Origin of the sequence: Asticcacaulis aquihabitans (assembly GCF_032490435.1) — a bacterium.
Lineage (GTDB): Bacteria > Pseudomonadota > Alphaproteobacteria > Caulobacterales > Caulobacteraceae > Asticcacaulis.
The window spans coordinates 414,744-439,133 of record NZ_JAVGWM010000001.1; the positions used below are offsets into that span (position 1 = coordinate 414,744).

At 57.3% G+C, this 24,390-nt stretch carries 24 protein-coding genes and 2 tRNA genes; 16 read left to right on the forward strand and 10 right to left on the reverse strand.

All coding sequences use genetic code 11. The features are described 5' to 3' along the window. Positions 1–8 precede the first annotated feature (8 nt). Positions 9–668, reverse strand: a complete 660-nt coding sequence (locus RCJ00_RS01980; protein WP_316219930.1) for a glycosyltransferase — start codon at positions 666–668, stop codon at positions 9–11. 11 nt (positions 669–679) lie between these two features. Further along, positions 680–1,918, reverse strand: a complete 1,239-nt coding sequence (locus tag RCJ00_RS01985) for a class I SAM-dependent RNA methyltransferase (RefSeq protein WP_316219931.1) — start codon at positions 1,916–1,918, stop codon at positions 680–682. 187 nt (positions 1,919–2,105) lie between these two features. Between RCJ00_RS01985 and RCJ00_RS01990 the strand changes: the two genes are divergently transcribed. From RCJ00_RS01990 to RCJ00_RS02000, 3 genes are all read left to right on the forward strand, one after another. Further along, positions 2,106–2,669 (forward strand): hypothetical protein, encoded by a 564-nt coding sequence (locus RCJ00_RS01990; protein ID WP_316219933.1) that lies wholly within the window; start codon positions 2,106–2,108, stop codon positions 2,667–2,669. Positions 2,670–2,862: 193 nt separating this feature from the next. Then, positions 2,863–3,342: a YMGG-like glycine zipper-containing protein gene (locus RCJ00_RS01995; RefSeq protein ID WP_316219934.1), complete on the forward strand. Its 480-nt coding sequence runs from the start codon at positions 2,863–2,865 to the stop codon at positions 3,340–3,342. A 177-nt stretch (positions 3,343–3,519) separates the two neighbouring features. Then, positions 3,520–3,981, forward strand: a complete 462-nt coding sequence (locus tag RCJ00_RS02000) for a glycine zipper 2TM domain-containing protein (RefSeq protein ID WP_316219935.1) — start codon at positions 3,520–3,522, stop codon at positions 3,979–3,981. Between the two features lie 79 nt (positions 3,982–4,060). Here the strand turns inward: RCJ00_RS02000 and RCJ00_RS02005 are convergent, their stop codons facing one another. Beyond that, positions 4,061–5,239 carry a glycosyltransferase gene (locus RCJ00_RS02005; protein WP_316219936.1) on the reverse strand — a complete coding sequence of 393 codons (1,179 nt, stop codon included), beginning with the start codon at positions 5,237–5,239 and terminating at the stop codon, positions 4,061–4,063. Between the two features lie 215 nt (positions 5,240–5,454). Between RCJ00_RS02005 and RCJ00_RS02010 the strand changes: the two genes are divergently transcribed. Next, positions 5,455–6,681, forward strand: coding sequence for a hypothetical protein (locus RCJ00_RS02010; protein WP_316219937.1), 1,227 nt, complete (start codon positions 5,455–5,457; stop codon positions 6,679–6,681). A 1-nt stretch (position 6,682) separates the two neighbouring features. Continuing rightward, positions 6,683–7,906 (forward strand): hypothetical protein, encoded by a 1,224-nt coding sequence (locus tag RCJ00_RS02015; protein ID WP_316219938.1) that lies wholly within the window; start codon positions 6,683–6,685, stop codon positions 7,904–7,906. A gap of 53 nt (positions 7,907–7,959) precedes the next feature. Here RCJ00_RS02015 and RCJ00_RS02020 read toward each other — a convergent pair whose 3' ends face one another. The 4 genes from RCJ00_RS02020 to RCJ00_RS02035 all read right to left on the reverse strand — a co-directional run bounded on the left by RCJ00_RS02020 (position 7,960) and on the right by RCJ00_RS02035 (position 13,822). Then, a complete protein-coding gene (locus tag RCJ00_RS02020; protein ID WP_316219939.1) occupies positions 7,960–10,662 on the reverse strand; it encodes a valine--tRNA ligase in 2,703 nt (900 codons plus the stop codon). A gap of 132 nt (positions 10,663–10,794) precedes the next feature. Then, on the reverse strand, positions 10,795–11,355 hold the full coding sequence (locus RCJ00_RS02025) for a DUF2497 domain-containing protein (protein ID WP_316219940.1): 561 nt from the start codon (positions 11,353–11,355) through the stop codon (positions 10,795–10,797). Between the two features lie 190 nt (positions 11,356–11,545). Next, positions 11,546–12,952 (reverse strand): TolC family outer membrane protein, encoded by a 1,407-nt coding sequence (locus RCJ00_RS02030; protein ID WP_316219941.1) that lies wholly within the window; start codon positions 12,950–12,952, stop codon positions 11,546–11,548. 240 nt (positions 12,953–13,192) lie between these two features. Then, entirely contained in the window at positions 13,193–13,822 is a 630-nt protein-coding gene (locus RCJ00_RS02035; protein ID WP_316219942.1) for a protein-L-isoaspartate O-methyltransferase family protein, read from the reverse strand. A 196-nt stretch (positions 13,823–14,018) separates the two neighbouring features. Here RCJ00_RS02035 and RCJ00_RS02040 point away from each other — a divergent pair. Beyond that, positions 14,019–14,092: transfer RNA gene (locus RCJ00_RS02040), tRNA-Cys, on the forward strand. A 139-nt stretch (positions 14,093–14,231) separates the two neighbouring features. Here the strand turns inward: RCJ00_RS02040 and RCJ00_RS02045 are convergent. Further along, positions 14,232–15,539 carry a methyl-accepting chemotaxis protein gene (locus tag RCJ00_RS02045; RefSeq protein WP_316219943.1) on the reverse strand — a complete coding sequence of 436 codons (1,308 nt, stop codon included), beginning with the start codon at positions 15,537–15,539 and terminating at the stop codon, positions 14,232–14,234. 325 nt (positions 15,540–15,864) lie between these two features. Here RCJ00_RS02045 and RCJ00_RS02050 point away from each other — a divergent pair. From RCJ00_RS02050 to RCJ00_RS02070, 5 genes are all read left to right on the forward strand, one after another. Continuing rightward, positions 15,865–15,940, forward strand: a tRNA-Asn gene (locus RCJ00_RS02050). A 210-nt stretch (positions 15,941–16,150) separates the two neighbouring features. Beyond that, complete coding sequence (locus tag RCJ00_RS02055; protein ID WP_316219944.1) at positions 16,151–17,326, forward strand: M23 family metallopeptidase; 1,176 nt, start codon at positions 16,151–16,153, stop codon at positions 17,324–17,326. A gap of 126 nt (positions 17,327–17,452) precedes the next feature. Continuing rightward, the gene (locus RCJ00_RS02060) at positions 17,453–17,764 is read left to right on the forward strand and encodes a PadR family transcriptional regulator (RefSeq protein WP_316219945.1); all 312 of its coding nucleotides are present in this window, start codon (positions 17,453–17,455) and stop codon (positions 17,762–17,764) included. Between the two features lie 41 nt (positions 17,765–17,805). Then, complete coding sequence (locus RCJ00_RS02065) at positions 17,806–18,924, forward strand: hypothetical protein (protein WP_316219946.1); 1,119 nt, start codon at positions 17,806–17,808, stop codon at positions 18,922–18,924. Positions 18,925–19,055: 131 nt separating this feature from the next. Further along, positions 19,056–19,970 carry an alpha/beta hydrolase-fold protein gene (locus tag RCJ00_RS02070; protein WP_316219947.1) on the forward strand — a complete coding sequence of 305 codons (915 nt, stop codon included), beginning with the start codon at positions 19,056–19,058 and terminating at the stop codon, positions 19,968–19,970. A gap of 81 nt (positions 19,971–20,051) precedes the next feature. Here the strand turns inward: RCJ00_RS02070 and RCJ00_RS02075 are convergent, their stop codons facing one another. Then, a complete protein-coding gene (locus RCJ00_RS02075) occupies positions 20,052–20,321 on the reverse strand; it encodes a hypothetical protein (protein ID WP_316219948.1) in 270 nt (89 codons plus the stop codon). Between the two features lie 272 nt (positions 20,322–20,593). Between RCJ00_RS02075 and RCJ00_RS02080 the strand changes: the two genes are divergently transcribed. The 3 genes from RCJ00_RS02080 (at position 20,594) to RCJ00_RS02090 (ending at position 22,369) form a co-directional block, all read left to right on the forward strand. Further along, positions 20,594–21,781, forward strand: coding sequence for a DUF5009 domain-containing protein (locus RCJ00_RS02080; protein WP_316219950.1), 1,188 nt, complete (start codon positions 20,594–20,596; stop codon positions 21,779–21,781). 154 nt (positions 21,782–21,935) lie between these two features. Beyond that, complete coding sequence (locus RCJ00_RS02085; RefSeq protein WP_316219951.1) at positions 21,936–22,160, forward strand: hypothetical protein; 225 nt, start codon at positions 21,936–21,938, stop codon at positions 22,158–22,160. Positions 22,161–22,162: 2 nt separating this feature from the next. Continuing rightward, on the forward strand, positions 22,163–22,369 hold the full coding sequence (locus RCJ00_RS02090; RefSeq protein WP_316219953.1) for a hypothetical protein: 207 nt from the start codon (positions 22,163–22,165) through the stop codon (positions 22,367–22,369). Here RCJ00_RS02090 and RCJ00_RS02095 read toward each other — a convergent pair. After that, positions 22,366–22,830 (reverse strand): Lrp/AsnC family transcriptional regulator, encoded by a 465-nt coding sequence (locus tag RCJ00_RS02095; protein WP_316219954.1) that lies wholly within the window; start codon positions 22,828–22,830, stop codon positions 22,366–22,368. The genes RCJ00_RS02090 and RCJ00_RS02095 overlap by 4 nt on opposite strands. Positions 22,831–22,958: 128 nt before the next feature. Between RCJ00_RS02095 and RCJ00_RS02100 the strand changes: the two genes are divergently transcribed. Together RCJ00_RS02100 and RCJ00_RS02105 are read left to right on the forward strand one after the other, a co-directional pair. Beyond that, complete coding sequence (locus tag RCJ00_RS02100; protein WP_316219956.1) at positions 22,959–23,699, forward strand: aspartate/glutamate racemase family protein; 741 nt, start codon at positions 22,959–22,961, stop codon at positions 23,697–23,699. A 45-nt stretch (positions 23,700–23,744) separates the two neighbouring features. Further along, complete coding sequence (locus RCJ00_RS02105) at positions 23,745–24,377, forward strand: 2OG-Fe(II) oxygenase (protein ID WP_316219958.1); 633 nt, start codon at positions 23,745–23,747, stop codon at positions 24,375–24,377. Positions 24,378–24,390: the final 13 nt, after the last annotated feature.

Here is a 24,390-nt window from a genome sequence, read left to right on the forward strand (position 1 = left end):
GGCCTGACTTACCCCTTCTTTTTTGTCGGCGGCTTGGGCGGCACCCCCAACAAATAGGCGATAAAGCGGAAGGCCTTTACCATGACTCTCAGAGACCAGCCGCGCGCGTGGAACCGCTTTGCGCTGGTGGTGAGGGACGCCGCCATGGGACGAAGCCGCGCCCGCCCCAGGGCCATGGAGAGTGCGACATCCTCAAAGGCGGCCTGATCCTTGTATCCGCCGGCACTGTCATACAGGGCCCGCGATAACAGCAGGCCGTGGTCCCCACTCGGCATGGCCAGCCAGCGTGCACGCACTGCCAGCATTTCGGCCCAGAAGCCAACCAGCCAGGACGGATCATCAAAACGCAGGTGGAAGTATCCCGCCTGGAGCGGATAATTCTTGATATGGGCCTGCACCTGATCCATCCAGCCTTCGCCCAGATGCGAATCGGCATGCAAAATAAGCAACCAGTCGCCGCGTGCCGCCCGGCACCCCTGCCACAGTTGCAATCCGCGTTCGTGGTCCGTTTTGATAATATGGCAGCCCGTGGAATCGGCAATCTCCAGGGTCGCGTCGTCCGATCCGCCGTCGACGATGACCACTTCCTTGATCAATCCCTCGACCACACCCGGCACCAAGGCGGACAAGGTCCGCGCCAAGTGGTCTTCGTCGTTGAGGGTGGGCATGACAACGGAAATCAACGCGAAAACACCCCTATCAACTCAACATGGCTTGACCACAAGAACTGATCGATTGGCGTTACCCTGTCCAGCGAAAAACCAGCGGCTATCAGGATTTTGGCATCGCGCACAAAGGTGGCCGGATTACAGCTAACGGCGACGACACGCGGCACAGAAGAGCGAGCAATTTCCATGCTTTGCGCCTCGGCTCCGGCACGCGGCGGGTCGAAGACAACAGCATCCAGTTCTTTCATCTCTTCCGCCAAAAGCGGCCTGCGAAACAGGTCACGTGCTTCCGCGGTTATGGTTTTCAGACCCGGTGCCGTGGCGATGGCGGTCTTCAGCGCGGCAACAGCCGGCGCGGCACCATCGGCGGCATACACAACCGCCTGCTCCGCCAACGGAAAGGTGAAGGTGCCCGCCCCACAAAACAGATCGGCGACACGCTTTGCCGAACCGATACCCTCCATGACGAGGCGCACCATGTCAGTTTCCGACGGCTGACTGGCCTGCAAAAACGGGCCTATCGGCAACCCGACCCGCGCCTTGCCGAACCGGACCACAGGGGTGCGCGCCATGTACAGCATGTCGTCTCCCATGGTGACACGGGCGAAGTTGGCTTCAGCCGCATCCATGGCGATATTCATGCGTGCATCGGCCGACAATCCGCCGGACTTGTTGCGCTCAACACCGGAAATATCGATATCGAGCCCGGTTAGGGACGCCGTAATATGAAGGATCGGCGCCGATTTCGGGTGTTCGAAAAGGTAGCCTGCCAATTTTTTCAATTGCGGCAAGGCAGCAACGATTGCCGGGTCGGAAATAGGACATTCACGGATCGCAACCAGATTCCACGACTTGCGCGCCTTGAACCCCAATTCGATCTGCTTGCCAAGCTTACGGGCATGCAGCCCGACACGACGACGACTGGCGGGAGGCGTAGTGAGGATGGGCGCGACGTCCACGTCGAATCCCGCATGTTTCATCGTTGCGACGACGGTCTCTCGCTTCCATTCGCTGTAGGCGGGCAGGCGCCAGTGTTGCAGGGCGCAGCCGCCGCACGCGGTAAAGTGACTACAGGGCGGAACGACACGATCCGGGCTGGCCTCGATTACCTCCACCAGTTCAAGCCGCTCCTTGCCTTGACGCACGGTCACGCGCTCACCAGCCAACGTAAGTGGCACGACGAGCCCACCCGTCGTCAGCCCGTCGCCTTGGAAGCCGACCTTGTTTATAAGCGCTTCGAAATCCGCCATATCCGACCTTTTGAAAGAGACGCCCGCTTAAACGACACCGGCCAAAATGCAAGGTGAAAGACCCATTAGCCGTAAATCAGTCGCTTTTTTACCGATATTTTGCGTAACCTAGCCAAAATCCGCATCAGGACATTTTTTGCTACAGGTGATATAGTTAACATACACACTCGTCTTCGGAGGTTAAGATATGCCACGTTCCTATCCGGCCCCGGTTCAGCAAAATCTTCATCGCTCTGTCCTCCTCGGCATTCTGGCCTTGGGCACACTGATGGTGCTTCCTTGCGCGGCACTGGCTCAAGCTTATGACGACACGAATTACGAGGCGGATAGCTACACTGACAGTTACAATGTGCCGCCCGTCGATGGCGATGATGATGACGCCTATTACAACAGTCCGGACTATATAAACGAGGCCGGGGTTCCGTATGCCGGTCGGGATTTGGGCTATGACTATCTCGACAACGAATATTATCGCTATGACGGCCAACCGGCGCAGGATCGTCGCGCCCGTGAACAGGATGGCTGGCGCGATGGCGTCTTGCATACGCCCCCGAGAGGTTATCGCTGGCGCAGTTGGTACGATCGGGGCTGTGGATGCACGCGCGGGTCCTATTACCGCGTCTACAATTCGTGGGGTGAGCACGAATACCGGCAGATCTATCGCGGGGCCACCTACGATTATAATCGCGGCTATTCCTATGACCGAGCCTATAATCCGCGATACAGCACCTATAGCTATCAACGGTATTGAGGTTTACGCGACGCTTACGCTCGCGGCTTAAAAAGGCATTCAAAATTGCAAGCTTAAACGGTTAATCTTCTGACCTGAACGAAGATGAACGGACCGCTCAAACCCCATTCATCTTGCCGCCTCTATTATACGCGTCACAAACGGTGCAGTTCGCCTTCTCTCCAACTGGCCGTCTCAGTGAAGGAGACTTATTATGATCAAGCTTTCGCATAAGATTATCATGTCCGCCGTCGCCTTGACGGCAACTGCGGCGATCGCCGTTCCGGCCTCTGCGAGCTGCTACCGCGACAGTAATGCGGACGGGGCCATTGTCGGGGCTATCGCCGGCGCAGCCATTGGCAACGCGGCGTCCGGACGCCACGACCGCGGCGGCGGTACAGCCGCTGGCGCCGTTCTGGGGGCTGTCGTTGGCGCCTCGATAGATAACAATAACAATCAATGCTATAATGATGGCCGCTACCGCGACAGCCGTTATCGCAATGACGACTATTATCGCAGTAGTGGATATTACCGCGACGACGGTTATTACCCAGACAACCGGTATTATGATTCCGGATACCGCACGCAAGTCTATGTCGAACCGAGGGAATATTATTACGTGGAGCGCCGCGAATATCGCGACCGTTATTACGACCGCCGAGATTACCACCATTATCGCCACGATCGCTGGTAATATGAGAATATAGAAGACGTAGCCCCTGGTGAAAACCAGGGGCTTTTTTCATTTCACTAACGCCGTTCTTCAGGATGAACGGAGATGAACGAACTTATCAAGTCTCGTTCATATTACGCCCGTTATGGTGGAGACATCAGCAGAGGTGATGACGCCAATGCTCGGGAGACAAAGCACATGACACAGATGTCCAATACGAAGAAAATGATTGTTTCCGCCCTGGTTTCGGCCGCCCTGGTCGGGCTGGCCTTGCCCGGCATCGCGGCCGCCGGGCAATGCAGCGACAAAAAGACGGATGGTGCGGTGCTTGGCGCCGTCGCCGGTGGACTGATCGGCGGTAGCGCGGCGAATACGCGCAACAAGGGCGCTGGTACGGTGCTAGGTGCCGTCGTCGGCGCTGCGGTCGGCTCCTCGATTGCCAAGAACAACAGCAAGGCCTGTGACGGACGCTATGCCTACAATGATCGATACGACAACCGCTATGACGATCGCTGGGATCGCCGTGACGACCGTTGGGACCGTCGTGATGATCGTTGGGATCGCCGGGACGATCGTTGGGACCGTCGCGACGACAGGCATGATCGACGCGATGACCGTCATGATCGCCGTGACGACCGCTATCGCGATGATCGTTGGTAAACCAGCTACCACGATAAGGAAAACGCCCGGGCACTCCCCCTGCCCGGGCGTTTTTGCGTCTCCTATATCGGTGGGCCTGTCAGGCGCCCGGCGCAGGCTTCTTGTTGCGCCACGACAGCAGCGTCGACGCCCAATAGTTCCACACGCTGCTCAACAAAGCGGCCGTGATGCCCGCCACCAAATAATGGATATGCAAATGGTCCTTCATGAAGAGGGATAGCGCCAGACTGATAATCGCTCCGATCGAACAGGCGAAATAAAAGCCAATCAGCCCGGTAATCAGCGCCAGACCTTTCAATCGTTTGTCGCGGAAGGTGATCAGGTTATTGACGAAGAAGTTCCAGGTCATGGAGAGCCAAATGGCCAGGCTATAGCTGATGATATCGTCATACCGGTACTGAAAGCGGTACATGGGCTGCTGAGCCGCGCCATACAAAAGCTTATGGACAATAAAAAGCACCGCGGCATAGACAAAGACACCGGTCACGCCGACGCCCGCGAACAGGACAAATCGCGCGTTCATGACGCCCCCGGTTGCCTTTTCGATCAGCAACGCGCCCAGATCCAGCACGACCCGCACGTCAAGCTTGGATTGGCCGCCCTGACGTTGGCGAAGCGCCGCCTTGACTTCACCAAAGCGCGGCTTGATCGGCGAAGACGCCGCCACGTCGAGCAAAATCTTGAAACCAATGCCGGTCAGCTTCGGGCGCGCAGACATATAATAGTCGCGCGTCATCATGAAACAGCCGCTCATCGGATCGGACAAAGGCACCTTCAGCACCAGGCCGGTCGCCCAGGTCGCGGCCTTGGAGCCTAGATCGCGGAAAAAACTTAAGCCCGTTTCGGTCTGGCCGATATAGCGCGACGCGCAGACCAGATCCTTGTCGCCCTTGAGAATCATTTCGGCCAATTGCCGAATCGCGTCGGGATCATGCTGACCGTCGCCGTCCATGACGCCCAGAAAACGGCCGTGGGCGATGTCCCAACCCTTGATAGCGGCCGAGGATAGGCCGCGTTCATTGACGCGGACGTGCAAACGCACGTTTGGGCGCGTCTTCGCCAGTTCGAGCACTTCAGCCGCCGTATTGTCCGCCGAATTATCATCGACCACGATGATCTCGTGACTGATGTGCTTCAGCGTGTCGGACACTTCCTCGATGACCGAACGAATCGCAGCGCCTTCGTTCAGGGTGCAGATGATCAGGCTGAGTTCGGGCTGGGGGCCAGCACTGGCGGGGACGGGCTCGATATAGGTCAAAAGAAACTCCCAGGGCGCACGCGGCCAGGCCGTCGCCTTGCCGCAAAACCATATCCAGCACCGATGACGGAGGACTTGGTAACGAGGCTAGCAAATATGAGGTGGCCGCCCCGCCGCCGTAAATCAACCCTGAAACATACGGGTCAAACTAACGCCCCCCGGGATCGTTATGCCGGATTCATCACGCTCATTATCCGTTTAGCATACAGAATACAATGGCCAAACTCTGCCTGCCCATCTTCCCAGCTTCGCGTGGGAGCCAGCCAACCGCTTCATTTCACTGGCTGCCGTTTCTTTTCCTTTTGCCACTGATTTTGGGCATAGCCGCCAAGATCTGCCGGTCGAAGTACTGGTTTGGCGATTATCAAGCCGTCGCCTGCGCGGGTTTAAAAGTTATCGAGAAAGCGCCGTTTTATACGCTTGATCTGCAATGCGCAGGCATGCGCCCATCCAGTTTCGTTTACATTCCCGCCGTCGCCCACGCCGCGGCATTTTTCGAAACCCTTCTGACCGAACGTGGATTTTTCTGCCTGTACCTGCTTGTTTATCTCGCCGCCATCGCAACGCTGTTTTTCGTTCCCTTCCTGGCCAGGCGAACACCCGGGGCATGGATGTCCCGTCTGCCATTTGCGGTCTTTATCAGCGGCAGCGCAGTCATGTGGGGGAATATCGCTGTCATCCTGCACGCCGGGGTCTTGGTGGCCGCCCTCGCGTTGGAGATTACCCCCTGGCTTTTCGTCGCCGCGATCGTGGTCGCATCGTGGGTCAAGCCTGTCTTCCTGACCTATCTGGTCGTTATCCTTATCGTCGACCTGCCTGCTCTCCGCCGGCTACGATTGATGGCGATCGGCGTAGGGCTGGGCATCTTACCCATGCTCACCTTCATGCTCACTGGCGGCGACTTGGCGCGGCAGTGGTACGCGCTGCTGTCGCATTTTGTCTACGACGTCACGCCGGGATACGGCTTCTTCGGCTGGGTCGGTCTGATCGGCCTCGATTCGAACGGACCGGGCGCAAAGATAGTCTACATGATTTACGCCGCTACGCTGGCGCTGAGTGGTTTGGCTCTATCCGAACGCCTGCAATTGTCCCGCCAGGAGCGCATATGGCTAGGCCTGAGCCTGGCTGTGCTTCTCATCCCCCGTATCATGAGCCAGGATGTCTTTCTCCTCGGACCGGGCCTTTGGGTGGCGGCACAACGCATGCGCGGCCTGATGACGCCCCTCCACGAACAGGGGGACAGCATACTCCTGGCCCTGTGTAGTGTCGCCCTGGCTGGCGCCTTGACGGGACTGGGGGCATACAGCGTGCCCGTCGCCCTGTTCGGGTTCAGCCTCTACCTGCTTTGGTCGGGCGGCTATTTGGCTGCGCCATTTCTGCTCCGCCTGAAACCTGTATGGCTGCATCCGGCATCACGCAAAGCCAGCCTTCCGGGAGAATAGGATGGACGCCCTCACCTGGTTCCAGCGCTTCACTTCCAAGCCAAGCAATCGCTTGATTTTCGTCCTCTTTTTCCTGATACCCATCCTAGGTAACATCATTAGTCGGCTGGCAAAGCGCCGATTGTGGCTGGGAGACTTCGATGCCCTACTTTGCGCGGCTCACACGATCCGACTAGGGCAATCACCGTACAGCCTCAATCCGACTTGCGCCGGCATACATCCTACCACTTTCGTCTATGCCCCCCAAATCGCGCACGCATTCGCCCCCGTCGAACAGGCTTTAGGCCTGATCGGCACGCGCTGGGTCTTCGCGATCCTATACCTGCCCGTCATCATTTTCCTGGCCTGGTACGCCGTCTGTAAACCCATGACTGCGGCGCCGTGGCATTTTCGCCTGATGCCCCTGGCAGCGATGGTGGGCAGCGTCATCTCGTGCGGGAACATTGGTTTGGTCATGCATGCCATGGCCATACTGGCTGCTTTCCAGATCAAGCGCTCACGTCTGCCGTTCATCGCGGTTGTCATTCTGGGCGGACTCGTAAAGCCGACCTTTCTGACGTATCTGGTCGTACTGCTGCTCGAACACAGGCCGATAGTGGCCAGGGTACGCAGCTTCATGCTCGCCGCTTCCGCTGGCATCGCGGCTCTGGTGGCGCTGCTGTTGATGGCGGGGCCCTTCGGCCCAGACTGGCATCGGACGCTTGACACCATCGTCATTCTTCAACAACCGGGCATAGGCTTCTTCGCAGCAACAACGGCGCTCGGCCTAGATACTGCCTCGCTCGTTGCGCTGGCGGGCTTCGGGGTATTTGCCGTCCTTATGACCTCAGGCGCGCTGGTTCTGGCAGAATGGAGCGGTCTGACGACCGATGAACGCATATTTTTCGGCCTGGGCGCGGCACAACTGCTCAATCCACGCCTCATGGATTACGACATGTTCGCCCTCGCCCCCTTTGCTGCGATGCTTGTGATGGCGGCTAAACCTTTGGGGCCCAGGGTGTTCGCAGCGGTAAGCTGGATAGTTAGCGGTACGGCTGGGGTGTGCGTCATCACCAATATACTGGAAATACGCACCTTCTACCGCGCCCCCGTCACCGTTTGCGTTTACAGCCTCTTGTTGCTAGGCATCGCCGGTTTGACGGTGTGGAGGCAGCGCGAACGCATTCGTGGCTGGTTTCGAAATCCCCTGCCGGTCTGGCAGGATATTCTTGACCAAAGGTTTTAACTGAACACCATGTAAACAAAAAAGCCTCTCACCGGAGAGGCCTTTAGTGCATCCTATAATGCCGCTTTCAACCGCTCAAGGGCGGCCGACAACTTGGCCTTGCCACTCTCGGCTTCCGCCAGGCGCTCACGATTTTCCACGATTACCTCTTCCGGCGCACGCGAGACGAAGTCGGGATTATCCAGCTTGCGCTTCGTGCCCTCGATCGATTTATCGAACACCGAAATTTCTTTCAGGAGACGTGCCTCCTCGGCCTTGATATCGATGAATTCGGCAATCGCCAGATGGGCGGTCGCTTCGCCCGCGACGAACGGAACCGATCCCGCCGCGCCCGTATCGGCGACATCGATGCCCGACAACCGGCCGAGAAACAGAATCAAATCCTTGTGCCGGTTCAAACGCGTACGCGTCACATCTGAGGCGCCCGTCAGGATCAGAGGCGCCCGCGCCGATCCCGGCACATTCATTTCCGACCGGATGGAGCGGATTTCATTGATCATGTCGATCAACCAGTTGATCTCTTCGTCTGCCTCGGCATCGATAGCCGTCGCATCGAATTTCGGCCACGCATGGGTGACCAGCAGGTCGCTGTGCCCCGTCTTCTGCCACAGCTCTTCAGTAATGAACGGCATGACCGGATGCAGCAGGATCATCGCCTGATCCAGCACCCAGGCAGTCATGGCGCGGACTTCCGTCTTGGCCGTTTCATCGTCGCCGTTGAGGATCGGTTTGGCCAGTTCGAGATACCAGTCGCAGAACACGTTCCAGATGAATTTATAGAGGGCATTGGCCGCGTCGTCGAAGGCGCAGCCTTCCAATGCCTGGGTCACGGCCGACACGGTTTTCTGCACCTCGCCGCGTATCCAGCGCGACAGGGTCAGCTTGACGTTGGCCGGATCGAAGCCTTCGACGCGGGCACATTCGTTCATTTGCGTGAACCGCGTGGCGTTCCACAGCTTGGTCGAGAAGTTGCGATAGCCTTCGATGCGCGGCTTGGCCAACTTGATATCGCGCCCTTGGCCCGACATTGCGGTCAGGGTAAACCGCAAAGCATCGGCGCCGAACTCATCTATGAGCACAAGCGGATCCATGACGTTGCCCTTGGACTTCGACATCTTCTGGCCCTTGTCATCGCGGACCAGAGCATTGATGAAGACACGTTTGAACGGCGCCTGACCGGTGAAATGCAGCCCCATCATCATCATCCGGGCCACCCAGAAGAAGATGATATCGAAACCCGTGATCAGCGTATGGGTCGGATAGAACCGCTTCAGATCATCCGTATCTTCCGGCCATCCCATGGTCGAAAACGGCCACAGAGCCGATGAGAACCAGGTATCCAGCACGTCATCATCCTGGCGCAACGGTACCGCCTTGCCATAATGGGCCTTGGCCTGAGCCAGAGCTTCGGCCTCGCTTTCGGCGACAAAGATCATCCCATCTTCGGCATACCACGCCGGAATACGATGCCCCCACCACAGTTGACGCGACACGCACCACGGTTCGATATTACGCATCCACTCGAAATAGGTCTTTTCCCAGTTACGCGGCTCGAACACGGTACGGCCATCCTCGACAGCCTTGATGGCTTCCTTGGCCAGTTCGCCTGCGTTGACGTACCATTGATCCGTCAGCCAAGGCTCAATGACCACACCGGACCGGTCGCCGTGTGGCACCATGTGCTTTGTCTTTTCGACCGCTGTCAGCCAGCCCTCCGCCTCGGCGCGGGCAATAATGGCCTTGCGCGCGGCAAACCGCTCCATACCGCGATACTCTTGCGGGACAGGATCGAACGCCAGCAGGTTGGCCTGTTCGTCCATAATGTTGATCTGTTCCAGATTGTGACGCTTGCCGACCTGGAAGTCGTTGAAATCATGCGCAGGCGTGATCTTGACCGCGCCCGATCCCTTGGTCGGATCGGCATAGTCGTCGCCCACGATGGGAATACGGCGGCCGGTAATCGGCAGGACAACGAACTTGCCGATCAGATCCTTGTAACGCGGGTCTTCCGGATGAACGGCCACGCCGCTGTCGCCCAGCATGGTTTCGGGCCGCGTCGTGGCCACGACGATGTAGTTGCGCGTTTGCGTCGTTTCATTGCCGTCTTCGTCGGTGACCGGATGTTGATAGGACATGCCGTCAGCCAGCGGATAGGCGAAATGCCAGTAATGACCGTCGACTTCCTTCTGCTCGACTTCCAGATCCGAAATGGCCGTCTGGAATTGCGGGTCCCAGTTGACCAGACGTTTGTCGCGGTACATCAAGCCCTGCTTGTGCAGGGTGACAAACACCTTGCGAACCGCGGCAGATAAACCGTCGTCCAGCGTAAACCGTTCGCGCGACCAGTCGCACGAGGCCCCAAGCCGGCGCAACTGCTTGACGATTGTGCCACCCGATTCCGCCTTCCATTCCCAGACCTTGGCAACGAACGCCTCTCGGCCCATGTCACGGCGGCCAACATTGCTTCCAGACGCTGCCAGTTGTCGTTCCACCACCATCTGAGTGGCGATGCCGGCGTGGTCGGTGCCTGGCAGCCACAAGGCCGCCTTGCCGCGCATACGCTCAAAACGTGTCAGAACGTCCTGGAGCGTATTGTTCAGCGCATGTCCGATATGGAGGCTGCCCGTCACATTGGGAGGCGGAATGACGATGGAAAAAGTCTCTCCCGCGTCGTTGGGCGCGAATACACCCGATTTTTCCCACATGTCGTACAGGCGGGGTTCAACGGCGGCGGGGTTGAAGGTTTTTTCCAGCATGGGTCTCGTAAGGGGCTAAAATAGAAAGAGCGGCATCATCCGCTGACGCCGCCCTCTTAACAGGTGATCCGCTTAAAATCTATGTCTTAGCGGTCAATCTCAACGATAGGTCTTCCAACAACGCGCCCGGTCTCACCGGCGCGATTGCCGCGCGATGCGTTCGACTTCCAGGCGAACCTGTTCTTCCACGATCGCGGGTAGATTTTGATCAAGCCACGCCTGAAGCAACGGACGCAGCAATTCCTTGGTGACGTCTTCCAAAGTCCGCTCCGAGTGCGGCACCAGAAGCGAGCTCGTCAGCCCACCAAAAGCCGAAGCAGCGGCCGTTGCGGTGCGTTCGCTCACCAAGCCACCCGCCACAGGCTTAGCCACGGCAGGCGCCGGTGCTGGCTTAGGCGCAGGTGCGGCAGCGGCAACAGGCGGCTCGTAGGCGTCAATGTCACCAATCGACACAGTGGACGGCGCTTCATAAGTTTCGGTCAGTTCGAGCACATCGTCTTCCGGTTCGTCTTCAATTTCCGGTTCGGGCTCGGGTTCCGGCTCGGGAATCGCGGCGACGGGTTCGTCTTCGATTTCAGGTTCCGGTTCAGGCTGAGCCTTCGCTTCTTCCGGCGCGTCATCTTCAGAGATGATACGGCGGATAGAGGCTAGGATTTCCTCCATAGTCGGTTCGTGTGCGGATTGTTCTGCCATGTTTTTTTAACTGCTGCGAATCGGGTTCGGGAACTGAAACCGGTGGTAGGTGACAACGAAACGCCGCGTTTTGCAACTCTTTAGGCGGGTTTGTCCTAGGAATTTCGCCGGATCGACGAATTTCTTGTGGTTAAACGGACGCGCGCCGACCGCCCGCTTCAGCCCGTAAAAAATAAGGGGACAATGAGGATCAATGCCCGGCGACCAAACCATCCAAAGTATGAACGACGGGCTCCAACGGAGTCCAGCCCTTCGACTTGACGGCGTCAAAGTTCTTTTCAGGGTCATAGACCTCGATATTCGGGACGAATGCCTTCGCCGTCAGACCGCCCATGACGGACAGAAGCTGGCTACCGGCAACATATTCGTTACGCTGGGCTTCGATCAATTGGAGTTGCGCCGACTTCAGTTCCTGCTGGGCGTTGAGCACTTCGATGTTGGTACGCAATCCGACCTGTTGTTCAACCTTTACGCCATCGGCCGCGACCTGTGCCGCACGCACCTGCTCCTGATTGGAAACAACGGCGGATCGCGCCGCCAGCATTTGCGACCAGGCCTGGGCCACCGAAGAGGTTACCTGGCGGCGAGATTGCTCAACAACGGCCAGTTGAGCGTTGTAATCCTCTATGGATTGCCTTAGGCGCGAACTGTTCAGACCGGCCGTGAACAACGGAATCGACACGCGAAGGGTTGCCGAGGTGGCATCATTGTCGGTTATCTTGCCGATCCCGATACCCTGCTCTTGCCCGCCGGAAGACGCCTGAAGAGCGACGGTAGGCCCAAACGCCGATCGTTCGGCGCGCACACGCGACTTTGCGGCATCGGCGGCATATTGCGCTGCCTGCAAATCCGGGTTGTTCTTCTGAGCGGCGTCAAGCGCGGCATTAAAATCGGAGGGTAAGCCCGGCAGTGTCGTTTCCGGATCGAGCGCAACGGGCGCCTGACCGACAATGGCGACATAGCTGGCGCGGTCGGTATCCAATTGCGCTTGCGCCGTCGCCAAGGCGGCAGCAGACGCCGACAGACGCGCCTGAGATTGAGCCACGTCGGTTCGTGTCAACTGGCCGGCGTCGAATTGCGCCTGAGTCTGATCCAACTGTTGCTTGAGGATATCGTAATTATCCTGGGAAATCTGAAGCGCCTGCTGGTCGCGACGCACGGCGGTATACACGCTGATAACGTCAAGCAAGACGGAAGACTCGGTCGAGCGCAGGCTCTGCTGGCCGGAGAGAACCCCTGATTTCGCGGCATCGATCTGTGACGATATGCCGCCCGAAGCGAAGATAGTCTGGCTGGCCGACAGACCCGCCGTCGTCGTTGCGCGAGAGCCCCCGACATTCGGTAGGTCGTTATAGGTTGACGACAGGCTCGCGCTCAGATTTGGGCCAAGCTGCGAACGCGCCTGGACATAGGTCTCGTCGTTGGACCGCTGTGTCGCCCGTCCACGCACAAGGGTCGGGTTTTGCGCGTAAGCCATGGCGATGGCGTCGTTCAGGCTTTCAGCATGGACCGCCCCACCGGATAGGCCCAGCGATAGGCAGAGTGCCAAAGCGGAAGCTGTGGCGGCGCCAAGCCTGGCGAACTTAGATGTGGTCATGGAAGACTTCCCCAATAAAAACGGCCCGATAACGCGGCAGGCTGCCGGGCAACCTGTTACCCGTGTGCCGCACCGCATGCGACGCCCCCGGGACACTTCGTGACATATTACACTAAAACCCTACTGCCAGAAGTTTATAGGATTGGCGAGTTAAGGATTTTTCACCTTTGTAATTTTATCGTCACAACCGGCATCACGCGCCGGCGGCAAGCCTTTTATTACTCTATCGGAAATGCCGTTTCAGAATTCGAACGAAGGGGTACGCTCAAAGCCCGGTATGGTTGACGGAGAGGAATCGAATACGTCGCGTTCCGAGAAACCTTGCGCCAGACGCAGGTACAAGCGTGCCCGACCGACCGGGCCATCCTTCAGCACAACCGCCAGGCGACCACCGACCTTGAGTGCGTTCAGCCACGTGGCGGGCACTTCCGCCACCGCCCCTTCGACAATCACAACATCATAATCGGACCCGACCGGTGTTTTTAGGTCCGCTGTTTCGCACTTAACCCCAAGCTCCTTTAGATAGGGCTCAATCACGGCCATGGCGCGCGGATCAGCTTCCTGAGCCGTGACGGTCAGACCTGCGTGCTTGAGAACAGCCGCAGCATAGGGCGCGGCAATGGCAAGGACCGTTTCACCTGGCTTAGGTTCCGTGGTCTGTAGCAGCTTGGAGATATCGCGCGGCTTCATCAGCACACGGCCGGGCGCGATCGCCGCTTCAACCTCGCCATAGGCGCCGAAGCTCTGAGACGGGGCACATAGGCGTTCCCGCTGAACGTGACGCATGGCCAGTTGCAGCCCCATATCGGTGACGTCGTTCACGCGAACCTGGGATTCGACCATATTCTGACGGGCGGCGTGAAAATCCATGATAGCGATCCCTCTGGCGGCAAACTGACTCAAACTGTTGCACCGCTTATAAGCACAACGTCATTTGGCTTCAATCGCGATTTCATCGCGAAAAGCAACCTATGCCCCACAGTTATACAAATTTATTACGAAATTTCGTCTAAAGGGAATTGCGGGCAGTGATACGATCTGATAGCTCACCGCTACGCTCCTGTGAGGCCTGATGGCGGAGCGGTTACGCACCGGATTGCAAATCCGTGAAGCCCGGTTCGACTCCGGGTCAGGCCTCCACAACTTCCCCTCCAGCTCGTATTTTCAAATTCCCGCCGACGAGAAACTCTACTCGCGCGGCGAAGCCTGGCGGCCTATATATAAAAACGCCGGCATATCAGGGACATGCCGGCGCCAATTTCATGAAGAAGATTGGGTATTATGCGGCGCGCATGGTCGCCAGGAAGCGGGATATTTCCATCTTGAGTTGGTCCGACGCGCGGCTCACCGACTTGGCCTCCTCGAACACGACACTGGCCACCTGCCCGGTTTCATTGGCGACATCGCGAACCGCATCGATATCGCTGCCCACGCCGGCAGAGCCTTCCGCAAGAGATTCGACCGTTGAAGCGATCTGGCTGGTCGCCATCTGCTGGGCGGCCACCGAACGTGCGATATCATCGGCGCCCGACCTTAGTTCGGTAATAGTCGACACGATCCCGGCGATGGCGTCCGTCGCTTCGGTGGCGGCAGACTGAATCTGCTGAACCTTGAGCGTAATGTCTCGGGTGGCCTTTTCGGTCTGCTGAGACAGCGTCTTGACCTCGGCGGCAACGACGGCAAACCCAGCGCCATGTTCGCCGGCCCGGGCGGCTTCGATCGTGGCATTAAGCGCCAGAAGATTGGTTTGCTGGGCAATACTGGTGATCATGTCGACAACCGCGCTGATCTCATCGGCACTCCGGCTAAGACGCCCCATCATGGCCGAAGTCGATTCGGCTTCCGATGACGCTCTGGCGGAGACCTGGGTAGACAACTGGGTAGACCCCGCAATCTCGTTCGCGGTCTGCGACAGCTCCTGCACCGTCATAGCGACTTTTTGCGCGCTTTCCGACGTCGACACGGCCACTGAGGCCACCTTGCCCGCACTTTCGGATGCAGCGAACGCAGACTGGCTCATTTGGTCCGATGATGTGATCATGGCTCTTGACGACTGGGTCAGACTTTCAAGCAGGATACCCACCTGCGACTCCAACTTGGCGCCTAATTCGTTCAGCGCCGCCCGACGTTCCGCTGCCAATTGTTCGGCGTGGTGTGAGGCGTCCTCTTCAAGGCCATTCAGCTTCTGGCCATTGGCGCGCAGGATTTCCAGCGCAGACGCCAACCGACCAATTTCATCCGATCGCCCCTGCCCTTCGGCTGCCAGACTGTAGTCACGGTGGGCCAGGCGATCCGTATAACGACTGAGGCGGTCAAGCGCCGAAAAAACTTCGCGATCGAAGTAGACAGCCGCCACAAGGCCGGCGCATCCGATCAGAATGGATGTCACCCAGATCAGGCCGGCAAATCCCTTTTCCAGCGCCTGAGCCCGTATTAGGGCAGCGTTGGCCTCACCCGCCTGGGCTTGAGTTATCAGCGCGCCGACCTCGCCAGTATGATGCAGGGCAAAGACCGTAGCCGTCACCAGGCCGACAAAAAACAGCGCCAAAAGCGCACGGATACGAACCTTGATCGGGGGCAAACGCACAGGTGATTCCTCATCGCTAACTCCGGCCGACCTTCCAACGTCTCTGGTTAAATTGTCATGAAGAAAATAAAGCTCCGATCATTTCGCCCGCCAGGCGTATTTACCCTTCATTAACCAGAATCCAGACATAACAGCGTTGTCTTTTCTTATTAAAGACACCCACCATCACCAAACTTCCAAAGCCCGAAAGCGATTTTCGGGCTTTTTTTCGTTTGCGTGTCGGGCTTTGACACAAAAAAACAGATAGCTGTGCAAAACTTCTGCCTTTAGGCTTGCAAAGCGCCGCCATCCGTTGGTATAGGGGCCGCCTTGCCAAGCTTGTCGTTCCCCGATAGCTCAGTTGGTAGAGCATTCGACTGTTAATCGAATTGTCACAGGTTCGAGCCCTGTTCGGGGAGCCAGCTTGGCAAGTATCCACTGTTTAATGAGGTGGAAAAAATCCCTTAAAATTTGGCTTCTGACTGGCTTACCGGCATCGCTGCGCCTGTCTGAACACAGCCTTGCCCAGGATAGGTTGATTATAAATTCCCTTCCCTTGTGATTTTACAGACAGGAACGTACCGTCGTGCTGCCGGACGTCACACGGACTTTCGGTTTGGGAGTTCGATATAATGGGTGGGCTTACACAATTCGGTCAGGGCTTGATCTTGGCCGCAGGGCTGGCGAGTAGCGCCGTTAACACCCATGCCGAAACCGCGCCGATCGAAGCTCACGCCGTGTTTTCACCGCAGATCGTGTCTGGCAGCGACGCATTACGCCATGTTGCCTACGAACTTGTGCTCGACAATTTTTATGACAGCACCGGCGTACTACAGCTTACCGGGATCGATATTTTTGCGGCCCCATCGACCAAGCCTCTGGCCCACATTGGCGGCTCAGGCCTGGCCGCCGCATTGCCACCGGGCGTCGAACTAAGCGCAGATAACAGCCTGAGCATCAAGGCGGGTGGCCACGCGGTTATCCTCATCTGGCTGGCCCTGCCGCGCGATATAGCCGTGCCACGGGTTCTGTCGCATCGCCTTGAGTTCAAGACACAAACGGGTGCGGTCCAGACAGTCGATGGCGTGCCGGTTCGCATCGATACAACCCCGCCCATTATTATAGGCCCACCCGTACGCGGCGGTCTGTGGTTTGCTGACGAGGGGCCAGGAAATGCTCAATCGCACCATTGGGGCGGCCTCATCGCCGACAATGGCCAACTTACCATCCCGCAACGCTACGCCATCGATCTGTTCGGCCTCGACGCGAAGGGACATGCAGTTGCGGCGCCTATCGATAAGTTGGCGCAGAGCCGGTTGACCGATTGGGCAGGCTTTGACAGCGAGGTCTTGGCTGTTGCTGACGGTGTTGTGCGCGACTTCCAGGACGGCGTGCCAACACATGATCCTTTGGCGCCACAGGCGCCCACCAATGACCTGACGCCGACGTCGCTGTATGGCAATTATGTTATCCTTGAGATCGCGCCTAACATATTCGTTCACTATGCCCATCTGAACACAGGCAGCGTTGCCGTGAAGATCGGCGATCGCGTGAAACGTGGCGAAATCCTTGGGCATTTGGGTGATACAGGCCAAGCCGGAGCGCCGCACCTGCATATTCACCTGTCCAACTCTGTGAATTTTGCCGGCTCCGAAGGGCTTCCTTTCCAGATCGACGCCTTTAACTTAGTTGGGCGCGGCACGGAAGGCGAAGCTCTGAATGCCGAATCCGATATGCATCTGTCACCCGGCAAGGGGAAGCCTGTTCACGACGCCATGCCGCTGAACGGCGACATTCTGGAATTTTAGCGCCTCAAAGGATTCGGTCCGATCTTTTTGGACCAGAGTTGTGTTCGTTTCCGCCAATCAGCGACTTACATTTCAAAACCAAACAATGCGCTTGACTCTAAATCTATATAGGTAGATTTATCTAGCATGAAACGAAATCGCACACTCTCGGCCCAAGCCCTCACCGTGCTTGCTGCACTCCTTGCGGCGGGCAACAACTGGTGCCATGGCTATGAACTGGCCAAACAGGCCAATATCAAATCCGGTACACTGTACCCGCTTCTCATTCGCCTCGAATCCCAGGGTTATCTTGAGGCCGTCTGGCAAGAGGCGACCGAAACCGGCCGCCCTCCAAGGCACGCCTACCGCCTCACCGCCTCAGGCAAGCAACTTGCCCGCCACACCTTGGGTGAAGCGGGTGCGGTATCTGTAAAAGATGGTGGGGGAGCAATCGCATGACATTTGGGATCAGACGCCAAATCGCGCGTGCGGCCTGTCATATGATGAAATGCCTGCTTCCAGACGCGCAAAAGCCTTGGGCCAGCGCGATCGAAACCGAAACGGGATTGATCGAGGATGATGCCGACGCATTGGCTTTCGCACTCGGAAGCCTGTCAGGCTTGCTGCCCTGGATTTTGTCTCATCAGCTGATGCATCCTTTCCTGGCCCCAACAACCGCCGGTATGGCGATCCGACCGCGCGCCGTTGGGTTCGCCTGCGCCACGCGGGCGACCTTGCTCGGTATCGCCTATATGGGCATTTCCGGCGCACCCTTGCGCTATCTGATCAGCAATCTGGCTGCCCTTCTGTTAGGCGGCTTGGCCCTCGCGGCCTTCGGCGTCGGTGTGTCCAATACCACGCGGTGGCGGGGAATGCTCAATCTGGCAATGGGTTGCGGCCTTCTCTTGACCGCCTTGTTCGGATACAGAATGGACGATGTCGCGCGTTGGATCAACCTGGGCCCTCTCCTGCTCCAGCCTAGCTTCATTTTCCTGCCTGTGCTCATCCTAAGCTTTACCCAAACATCTGGCGGACTGTCGCTTGCCGGAGTCGTGATTGCAGCTACAGCCCTGGCCATCCAGCCCGACCGGGCAATGGCTTGTATGCTCGGCGCAGGCCTGACTGTGCGTTTGGTTATCCGCACGGATCGCTATGCGGTATTGGCCTTTGTCGCGAGCCTGACCGCATTCATTGCCACACTCATCCAGCCAGATACCCTCCCCGCCATCCCGTATGTGGAGAAGGTTCTCTTTGCGGCGTTCAACCTTCACCCCTTGTCCGGTTTGGCCATCCTCGGCGGTTTCGCCCTGTTAGTGGTTCCCGCCGCCGTGGGGAGCCTTTACGATAAAGCCAATAGCGATATCTACCTGGCATTCGGCGCGTTGTGGCTTACCGCCCTTATAGCATCCGTTCTCGGTAACTACCCTACACCGGTTGTTGGCTACGGCGGCAGTGCGATCCTTGGCTATGTCCTGAGCCTCTGGTTTTTCCCAAAGGCACCGGCGAAGGACATTGAGATACAAGTCCAGCCCCCGCCGCGAATAAAGAACGCGCCGCCGCCTGACAGATATCTCAACGGCGAGGATAGTCGCATCTCCACTGTTCGCGCCGTGCAATAAGACTCTTAAGCGCTTAACGCCCCATCACCTTACGCACCTCAACCGAAAGTCCCGGCCCCGCGCCGGAGGGCGAAGCCTTGCCTTGCGAAAGCACCAACTTCCGGCTCCACCAAATATCAGGAGAACCCCAAATGCGCCTACCCAAACGGTGGCTACGATATTGGCCCATTCCCCTCTGCCTTGCCCTCATCGGATCAGGTTATTTCGCCTGGGGAGAACTGACCCGAACACGTGGCAACCAGACGATCTCTTTCGTGCCGGCAAAGGCAAGCTGCAATACCGAAGGCTCACTCCAATACTGCGCGTATCGCGCCGCTGCCGGGACCAATGGCGACATCGTGTACTATCTGCATGGCCGCAAACTCGACGCGCACATTTGGAACGACACCACCTATTACACGGCCATGATCCAGGCGCAGTGGCAAAAGACCGGCGCCTTACCGCCGACCGTGGTTGCGGTATCCTACGGTGGGACCTGGCTTTTGACCCCGAAAGGTGCCCGGTCAGACAGCGGATTGCTTGACGATTTTATGCAGCGCCTGCCAGCCATAGAGGCCAAGCTTGGCAAACCAAAGCGACGCATATTGCTAGGTGAATCCATGGGCGGGCTGAATGTGCTTATCGCCGGACTAAATCATCCCTCCGCCTTCACAAAGGTCGCCGCGCTTTGCCCGGGGGTCTATGCGGTCTCCCCTTTCTCAAAAATATCGGAGATCAGGTCGAGCATGGAACGGACGGGCGCCAATCCAAAAATCATTTTCGGGATCTGGCTAATGGCCAGGCAGTACGTCGCTAACGACGCGGAATGGCAGACTGTATCACCGCTTAAGCTCATCGATCGGGCAGGTCCAGACTATCCGGTGCTCTACCTATCAAATGGATTATATGATGCCTATGGCAATTTCGAAGGGACCGAACGATTGGCCCGCACGGCAACGGCTCATGGTGTGCAGGTAGAGTGGCATCCCCTTTTATGGCGGCCACTGCGCCATCGATGTGCCATCCTTGTCTGCTTTCCTCATGAGCAAAACATAGGCGAATCCTGAGCAGGCAAAATGTCCCTATCTCACCACAAGCCGAGTTGAACACAGCTAAGCTCACTATCCCTCAGGACGATATCGTGGACGTCATTTTTCACGGCGCAGCTCTCGAAAAACTTCATCTCTCCACTCTTTAAAATCTGCGACCCCATAAATAAGCTGGCCGTCAGGTTCCTTCATGCTAGCTAGTCCAATCGTAGCAAGCGCAGCAGCGTATCCATCCGGAAGATTGGCCTTCTTACCTTCATGGATAATCAGAGTCGCCCAATCCGAAGCTTCCTCAGGTGACAATGCCCCCGCAATTAATCGGTCAAACACGACAAAAATCTGATCGAAGAGGCTCTCTGCGTGCGTCATCAATATCGTCCTTGAAAATGTCCATCCGGATCAAGCAAGCCGTTTAGCTTTTTCAAACTGCCAGCCGAAACAATAGGCGAAACTGTATGGGCAGTCGGTCCATTACAATCTCTCCCCCGAATACGAAGAAGCTCGACGAAAAAGGCGACCAAAATTTGTCGATCTGTTCAACGCCCAAGTAATGAACCGTCAGGAGACATGACTCACGTCACGTGCTCGCTCGACGTCTCGCGCATTTTCCGCTACCTCCGCCCGATAGTAGGGAGAACGCGATGGCTCAGGCCGCAACGAGCGATGGAGTAACCCGGGTCGGCGCCATAGATGTCTTGCGGGCGTTGACCATGGTTTTGATGATCTTCGTTAATGACCTGGGGTCGCTGACGAATATCCCAACCTGGCTGGACCACGTCGAACGCAATGTCGATGGCATGGGATTGGCCGATATCGTGTTTCCGGCCTTCCTGTTCATTGTTGGCATGTCCCTCCCCTTCGCCACGGACAGCCGGCGAGCCCGCGGCGAAACAGACCTCACGCTGATCTGGCATGTCATTCTGCGCTCAATAGCCCTGCTCGTATTGGGCGTTTTCCTGGTCAATGGCGAAACCATCGACCCGGCCGCCAGCGGCATAACCCAGATAATGTGGAATTTTCTCGTATCTCTGTGCGCCATTCTTATCTGGAATGTGTATCCTAAATCCGTGTCGGTGTGGATACAGCGGCTGCTCAAGGCCTGCGGGATTGTCGGACTGATCATAATGGCGGTCGTCTATCGCGGCGATGGCGGCGTGCTGTTCGCAACTCAGTGGTGGGGCATATTAGGTTTGATCGGATGGTCCTATCTAGTGGCGGGGTTTGTCACCGTATTGTCCAAGGGCCGGCTATGGGTTTTGGTTGTCGCCTGGCTGCTTCTCGTCTGCCTAAGCTTTGTCTGGGCTTCGGGTCAGGTGCATGGCCCGTTGCGCATCCTGCCTGAGGCTCTGATCGATGGCACGATGGGCGCCCTCACACTGGGCGGTGTTGTCATGGGCACGCTGTTTAAGATGTACCAGGCCAAGGCCGACAACCGAAAAATGACGGTCGTCTTTCTTATTCTGGCACTCGGACTGATTGGCCTGGGCATATATACCCGCCAGTTCTGGGGCATCTCAAAGCTTCGCGCCACGCCAGCCTGGCTATTCATATGCAGCGCGATCACGATAATAGCCTTCACAGCCGTCTACTGGATGAACACAAAAAAGCCGATGGCCAAGGCGTTCACACTTATCAAGCCCGCGGGTACGGATACTCTACTCTGCTATCTGACGCCATCTATACTGGCCGCAGCGACGGTAAGCTTGCCGCAACTCGCGGACATCCTGATGACTGGCGGAATCGGACTGATAAAATCCCTTATGCTCGCTTTTGTCTGTGTGGGATTGACGGCTTGTCTGACGCGGATCGGTATTCGGCTGAAGCTTTAATCATTGCGCCCGCCACGAAGTCTTAACAAGACGTAAAAGCACCATAAACCGTTTTACATTTCCCGTTTTTACAATTGGTGACTTTGGCGCCTATATTTTCCTTACCCGCGACAAGCGAAACTGGCGCTGTAGGTTGTTCACAGCGAGTTTTCCCATGTTAAGCGCCACGCTTCTTGATACCGCCACGCCCTCGCAGGTCCGCGATAACGGCCGCGAGCACGTCATTTTCGAAACCATCGTGGCGCTGCTGGCGCTTATGCTGATAATCACCGGCTTCACCCTCTATGTCAGCCAGTCCTTTGCGCATGAAACGCATATCGGCAGCGCCCGGATTGTAGATCAGGCACATGAACCGGCCTATTCTCTGGCGGAGATGTGACCATGCCAACGCGTTACGCTCCAGGCGTGTTTGTGCCGACTCCATATATTTTGGCGGCGTTCTTCGCACTCGTGATTATAGCGCTTGTGGGCGCGCGGGCATTTTCCCAGGAACAGGCTGTCCATGCCGCGCAGGCAGCAGCGGCTGACGCCTACGTCCCCGACGACGAAAACGGTCCGGTTACAGACGCCGTGCCAGAAAAGTCTTAACGCGCATAACCGGTGGGAATGGATTGTCCATCCTTCAGCGTTTCCATCGAAATATATGCGGATACGTCAAAGAGCTCTATGCGACTAACGAGGCGCTTATAGATGGCATCATAATGCGCGATGTCCGTCACCACCATCTTGATTATATAGTCAAGATTGCCGGCCAGGCGATGGACCTCAACGATTTCCGGAATGTCCATGACGCTGGTTCTGAACCGGTCAAGCCAGTCAGCGGTATGATGCGCCGTCTTGATCATGACATAGACTGTGGCCCCGACATTCATGCGGTTGCGGTCAAGAACAGCGACATTGCGCAGAATATAGCCGTCGTCCTTCAACCGGGCGATTCGGCGCGAACAGGCCGATGCGGACAAATGGACGCGGTCCGCCAACTCAGTAAGACCGATGTCAGCGTTTTGCTGCAATAGATCCAGAAGTTTGTGGTCACGATCATCTAGCATGAAGTCATATTGCGCCATTTCTCACTAATGCGCAATTAAGTTGCGCTTCATACGCAAAACAAAAACAAATACGCGCGCCATTTGCCCAAGCCGCGCCCTATGATTAGGGCATGAATCGGGAGAGTCATATGCGCAAGATCGGTCTGCTGGGCGGAATGAGCTGGGAAAGCACCGCAACCTACTACAAGCTCATAAACGAAGGCATTCGTCAGTCGCTTGGCGGGCTCTCGTCTGCTGACATTCTTATGCGCTCGCTGGACTTTCAAACCGTGGTCGCCCTGCAAAAGGCCGATCGCTGGGCGGACGCCGCGCGTCTGCTCGGCGACGCCGCTCAAGGGCTGGAAGCGGCCGGTGCAGACTGTATATTGATCTGCACCAATACCATGCATCTGGTTGCCGATCAGGTCGCGGCAAGCTGCGACGTCCCCCTTATCCATATTATCGGCGAAACGGCCAAGACGATTACGGGCGCCGGCTATCGTCGTCCGCTGCTTCTTGCTACCCGCTACACCATGGAAAACGGCTTTTACGCCGAACACATGCGGCGTTATGGGCTCGACGTCGTCATCCCAAACGAGGCAGACCGTATGATCTGTCACAATGCCATTTTCGATGAACTGTGCCAGGGTGTCGTCAGCGATGCGGCACACCAGGCTCTGATCGACATGACCGCGCGTGGCCGGGATCAAGGTGCGGATTGCGTCATCCTTGGATGCACGGAACTGGGACTGAGTGTCGATGCGGGCTGCCTGCCCCTGCCCTGTTTCGACTCGACCCATATCCATGCCCGTGCTGCGGTCGATTTCGCCCTGGCCGTGCCAAACCAGGCCGCCATGCTTCACTTCGTCACGGATGGCGCCTATATCTAGCCTCAATACTTGTGCTATAAATCCGGCACACTATTGAGGTTTTCCATGCTGCGTTATGAGTCCATCGCCGCCACGCCGGCTTCCGATTATCCTTTCCGCAATCTGATCGGTGCTGACATTCTGCCGCCCGAACAGGAAGCCGCCATTGCCCGGGACTTCCCGCAAATTGACAAGACTGGCTTCATGCGTCCGGAAGATTTTCCAATGGGCCCCGCTTTCAAGGCCCTGCTGGCGGAAGTGCGCGGCGAGGCGTTCGCCCGGGCCATTGGCGAAAAGCTGGGCATCAACCTGCTCGGCAAACCAACATGGGTCACCGTCCGTAAGTGGTCGGCGCTGAAGGATGGACGCCCGCATACAGATGGCGCGGACAAACTGGCGTCTGCCCTGATCTATCTCAATTCTGACGGGACGTCAGGCGGCAATCTGCGCTTCCTGGAAGGTCCCGATCAGGACGGTCCCGGTACCCAGGAGGTCAATCCGGGTTATGGTCACTTCATCGCCTTTCCACGTTTGGACAATAGCTGGCATGGCCATACACCGTTCGAAGGTGAGCGCCGCGTTGTCCAGATCGCCTGGCTGGTCAGCGAAGACGCCGTCGCCCGCAAGGCCAAGCGCCACGGGGTCACCGAATTCCTGAAGAAGCTATTCTCAAAGACCCGGCAAGATGAAATGATGTAGGCGCGAGGCGTCT

Excerpts from the sequence above, each read along its gene's own strand:
- RCJ00_RS01980 (WP_316219930.1), bottom strand. The coding sequence starts at position 668 with ATGCCCACCCTCAACGACGAAGACCACTTGGCGCGGACCTTGTCCGCC.
- RCJ00_RS01985 (WP_316219931.1), bottom strand. The coding sequence starts at position 1,918 with ATGGCGGATTTCGAAGCGCTTATAAACAAGGTCGGCTTCCAAGGCGAC.
- RCJ00_RS01990 (WP_316219933.1), top strand. The coding sequence starts at position 2,106 with ATGCCACGTTCCTATCCGGCCCCGGTTCAGCAAAATCTTCATCGCTCT.
- RCJ00_RS01995 (WP_316219934.1), top strand. The coding sequence starts at position 2,863 with ATGATCAAGCTTTCGCATAAGATTATCATGTCCGCCGTCGCCTTGACG.
- RCJ00_RS02000 (WP_316219935.1), top strand. The coding sequence starts at position 3,520 with ATGACACAGATGTCCAATACGAAGAAAATGATTGTTTCCGCCCTGGTT.
- RCJ00_RS02010 (WP_316219937.1), top strand. The coding sequence starts at position 5,455 with ATGGCCAAACTCTGCCTGCCCATCTTCCCAGCTTCGCGTGGGAGCCAG.
- RCJ00_RS02015 (WP_316219938.1), top strand. The coding sequence starts at position 6,683 with ATGGACGCCCTCACCTGGTTCCAGCGCTTCACTTCCAAGCCAAGCAAT.
- RCJ00_RS02020 (WP_316219939.1), bottom strand. The coding sequence starts at position 10,662 with ATGCTGGAAAAAACCTTCAACCCCGCCGCCGTTGAACCCCGCCTGTAC.
- RCJ00_RS02025 (WP_316219940.1), bottom strand. The coding sequence starts at position 11,355 with ATGGCAGAACAATCCGCACACGAACCGACTATGGAGGAAATCCTAGCC.
- RCJ00_RS02030 (WP_316219941.1), bottom strand. The coding sequence starts at position 12,952 with ATGACCACATCTAAGTTCGCCAGGCTTGGCGCCGCCACAGCTTCCGCT.
- RCJ00_RS02035 (WP_316219942.1), bottom strand. The coding sequence starts at position 13,822 with ATGGATTTTCACGCCGCCCGTCAGAATATGGTCGAATCCCAGGTTCGC.
- RCJ00_RS02055 (WP_316219944.1), top strand. The coding sequence starts at position 16,151 with ATGGGTGGGCTTACACAATTCGGTCAGGGCTTGATCTTGGCCGCAGGG.
- RCJ00_RS02060 (WP_316219945.1), top strand. The coding sequence starts at position 17,453 with ATGAAACGAAATCGCACACTCTCGGCCCAAGCCCTCACCGTGCTTGCT.
- RCJ00_RS02065 (WP_316219946.1), top strand. The coding sequence starts at position 17,806 with ATGATGAAATGCCTGCTTCCAGACGCGCAAAAGCCTTGGGCCAGCGCG.
- RCJ00_RS02070 (WP_316219947.1), top strand. The coding sequence starts at position 19,056 with ATGCGCCTACCCAAACGGTGGCTACGATATTGGCCCATTCCCCTCTGC.
- RCJ00_RS02075 (WP_316219948.1), bottom strand. The coding sequence starts at position 20,321 with ATGACGCACGCAGAGAGCCTCTTCGATCAGATTTTTGTCGTGTTTGAC.
- RCJ00_RS02080 (WP_316219950.1), top strand. The coding sequence starts at position 20,594 with ATGGCTCAGGCCGCAACGAGCGATGGAGTAACCCGGGTCGGCGCCATA.
- RCJ00_RS02085 (WP_316219951.1), top strand. The coding sequence starts at position 21,936 with ATGTTAAGCGCCACGCTTCTTGATACCGCCACGCCCTCGCAGGTCCGC.
- RCJ00_RS02090 (WP_316219953.1), top strand. The coding sequence starts at position 22,163 with ATGCCAACGCGTTACGCTCCAGGCGTGTTTGTGCCGACTCCATATATT.
- RCJ00_RS02095 (WP_316219954.1), bottom strand. The coding sequence starts at position 22,830 with ATGCTAGATGATCGTGACCACAAACTTCTGGATCTATTGCAGCAAAAC.
- RCJ00_RS02100 (WP_316219956.1), top strand. The coding sequence starts at position 22,959 with ATGCGCAAGATCGGTCTGCTGGGCGGAATGAGCTGGGAAAGCACCGCA.
- RCJ00_RS02105 (WP_316219958.1), top strand. The coding sequence starts at position 23,745 with ATGCTGCGTTATGAGTCCATCGCCGCCACGCCGGCTTCCGATTATCCT.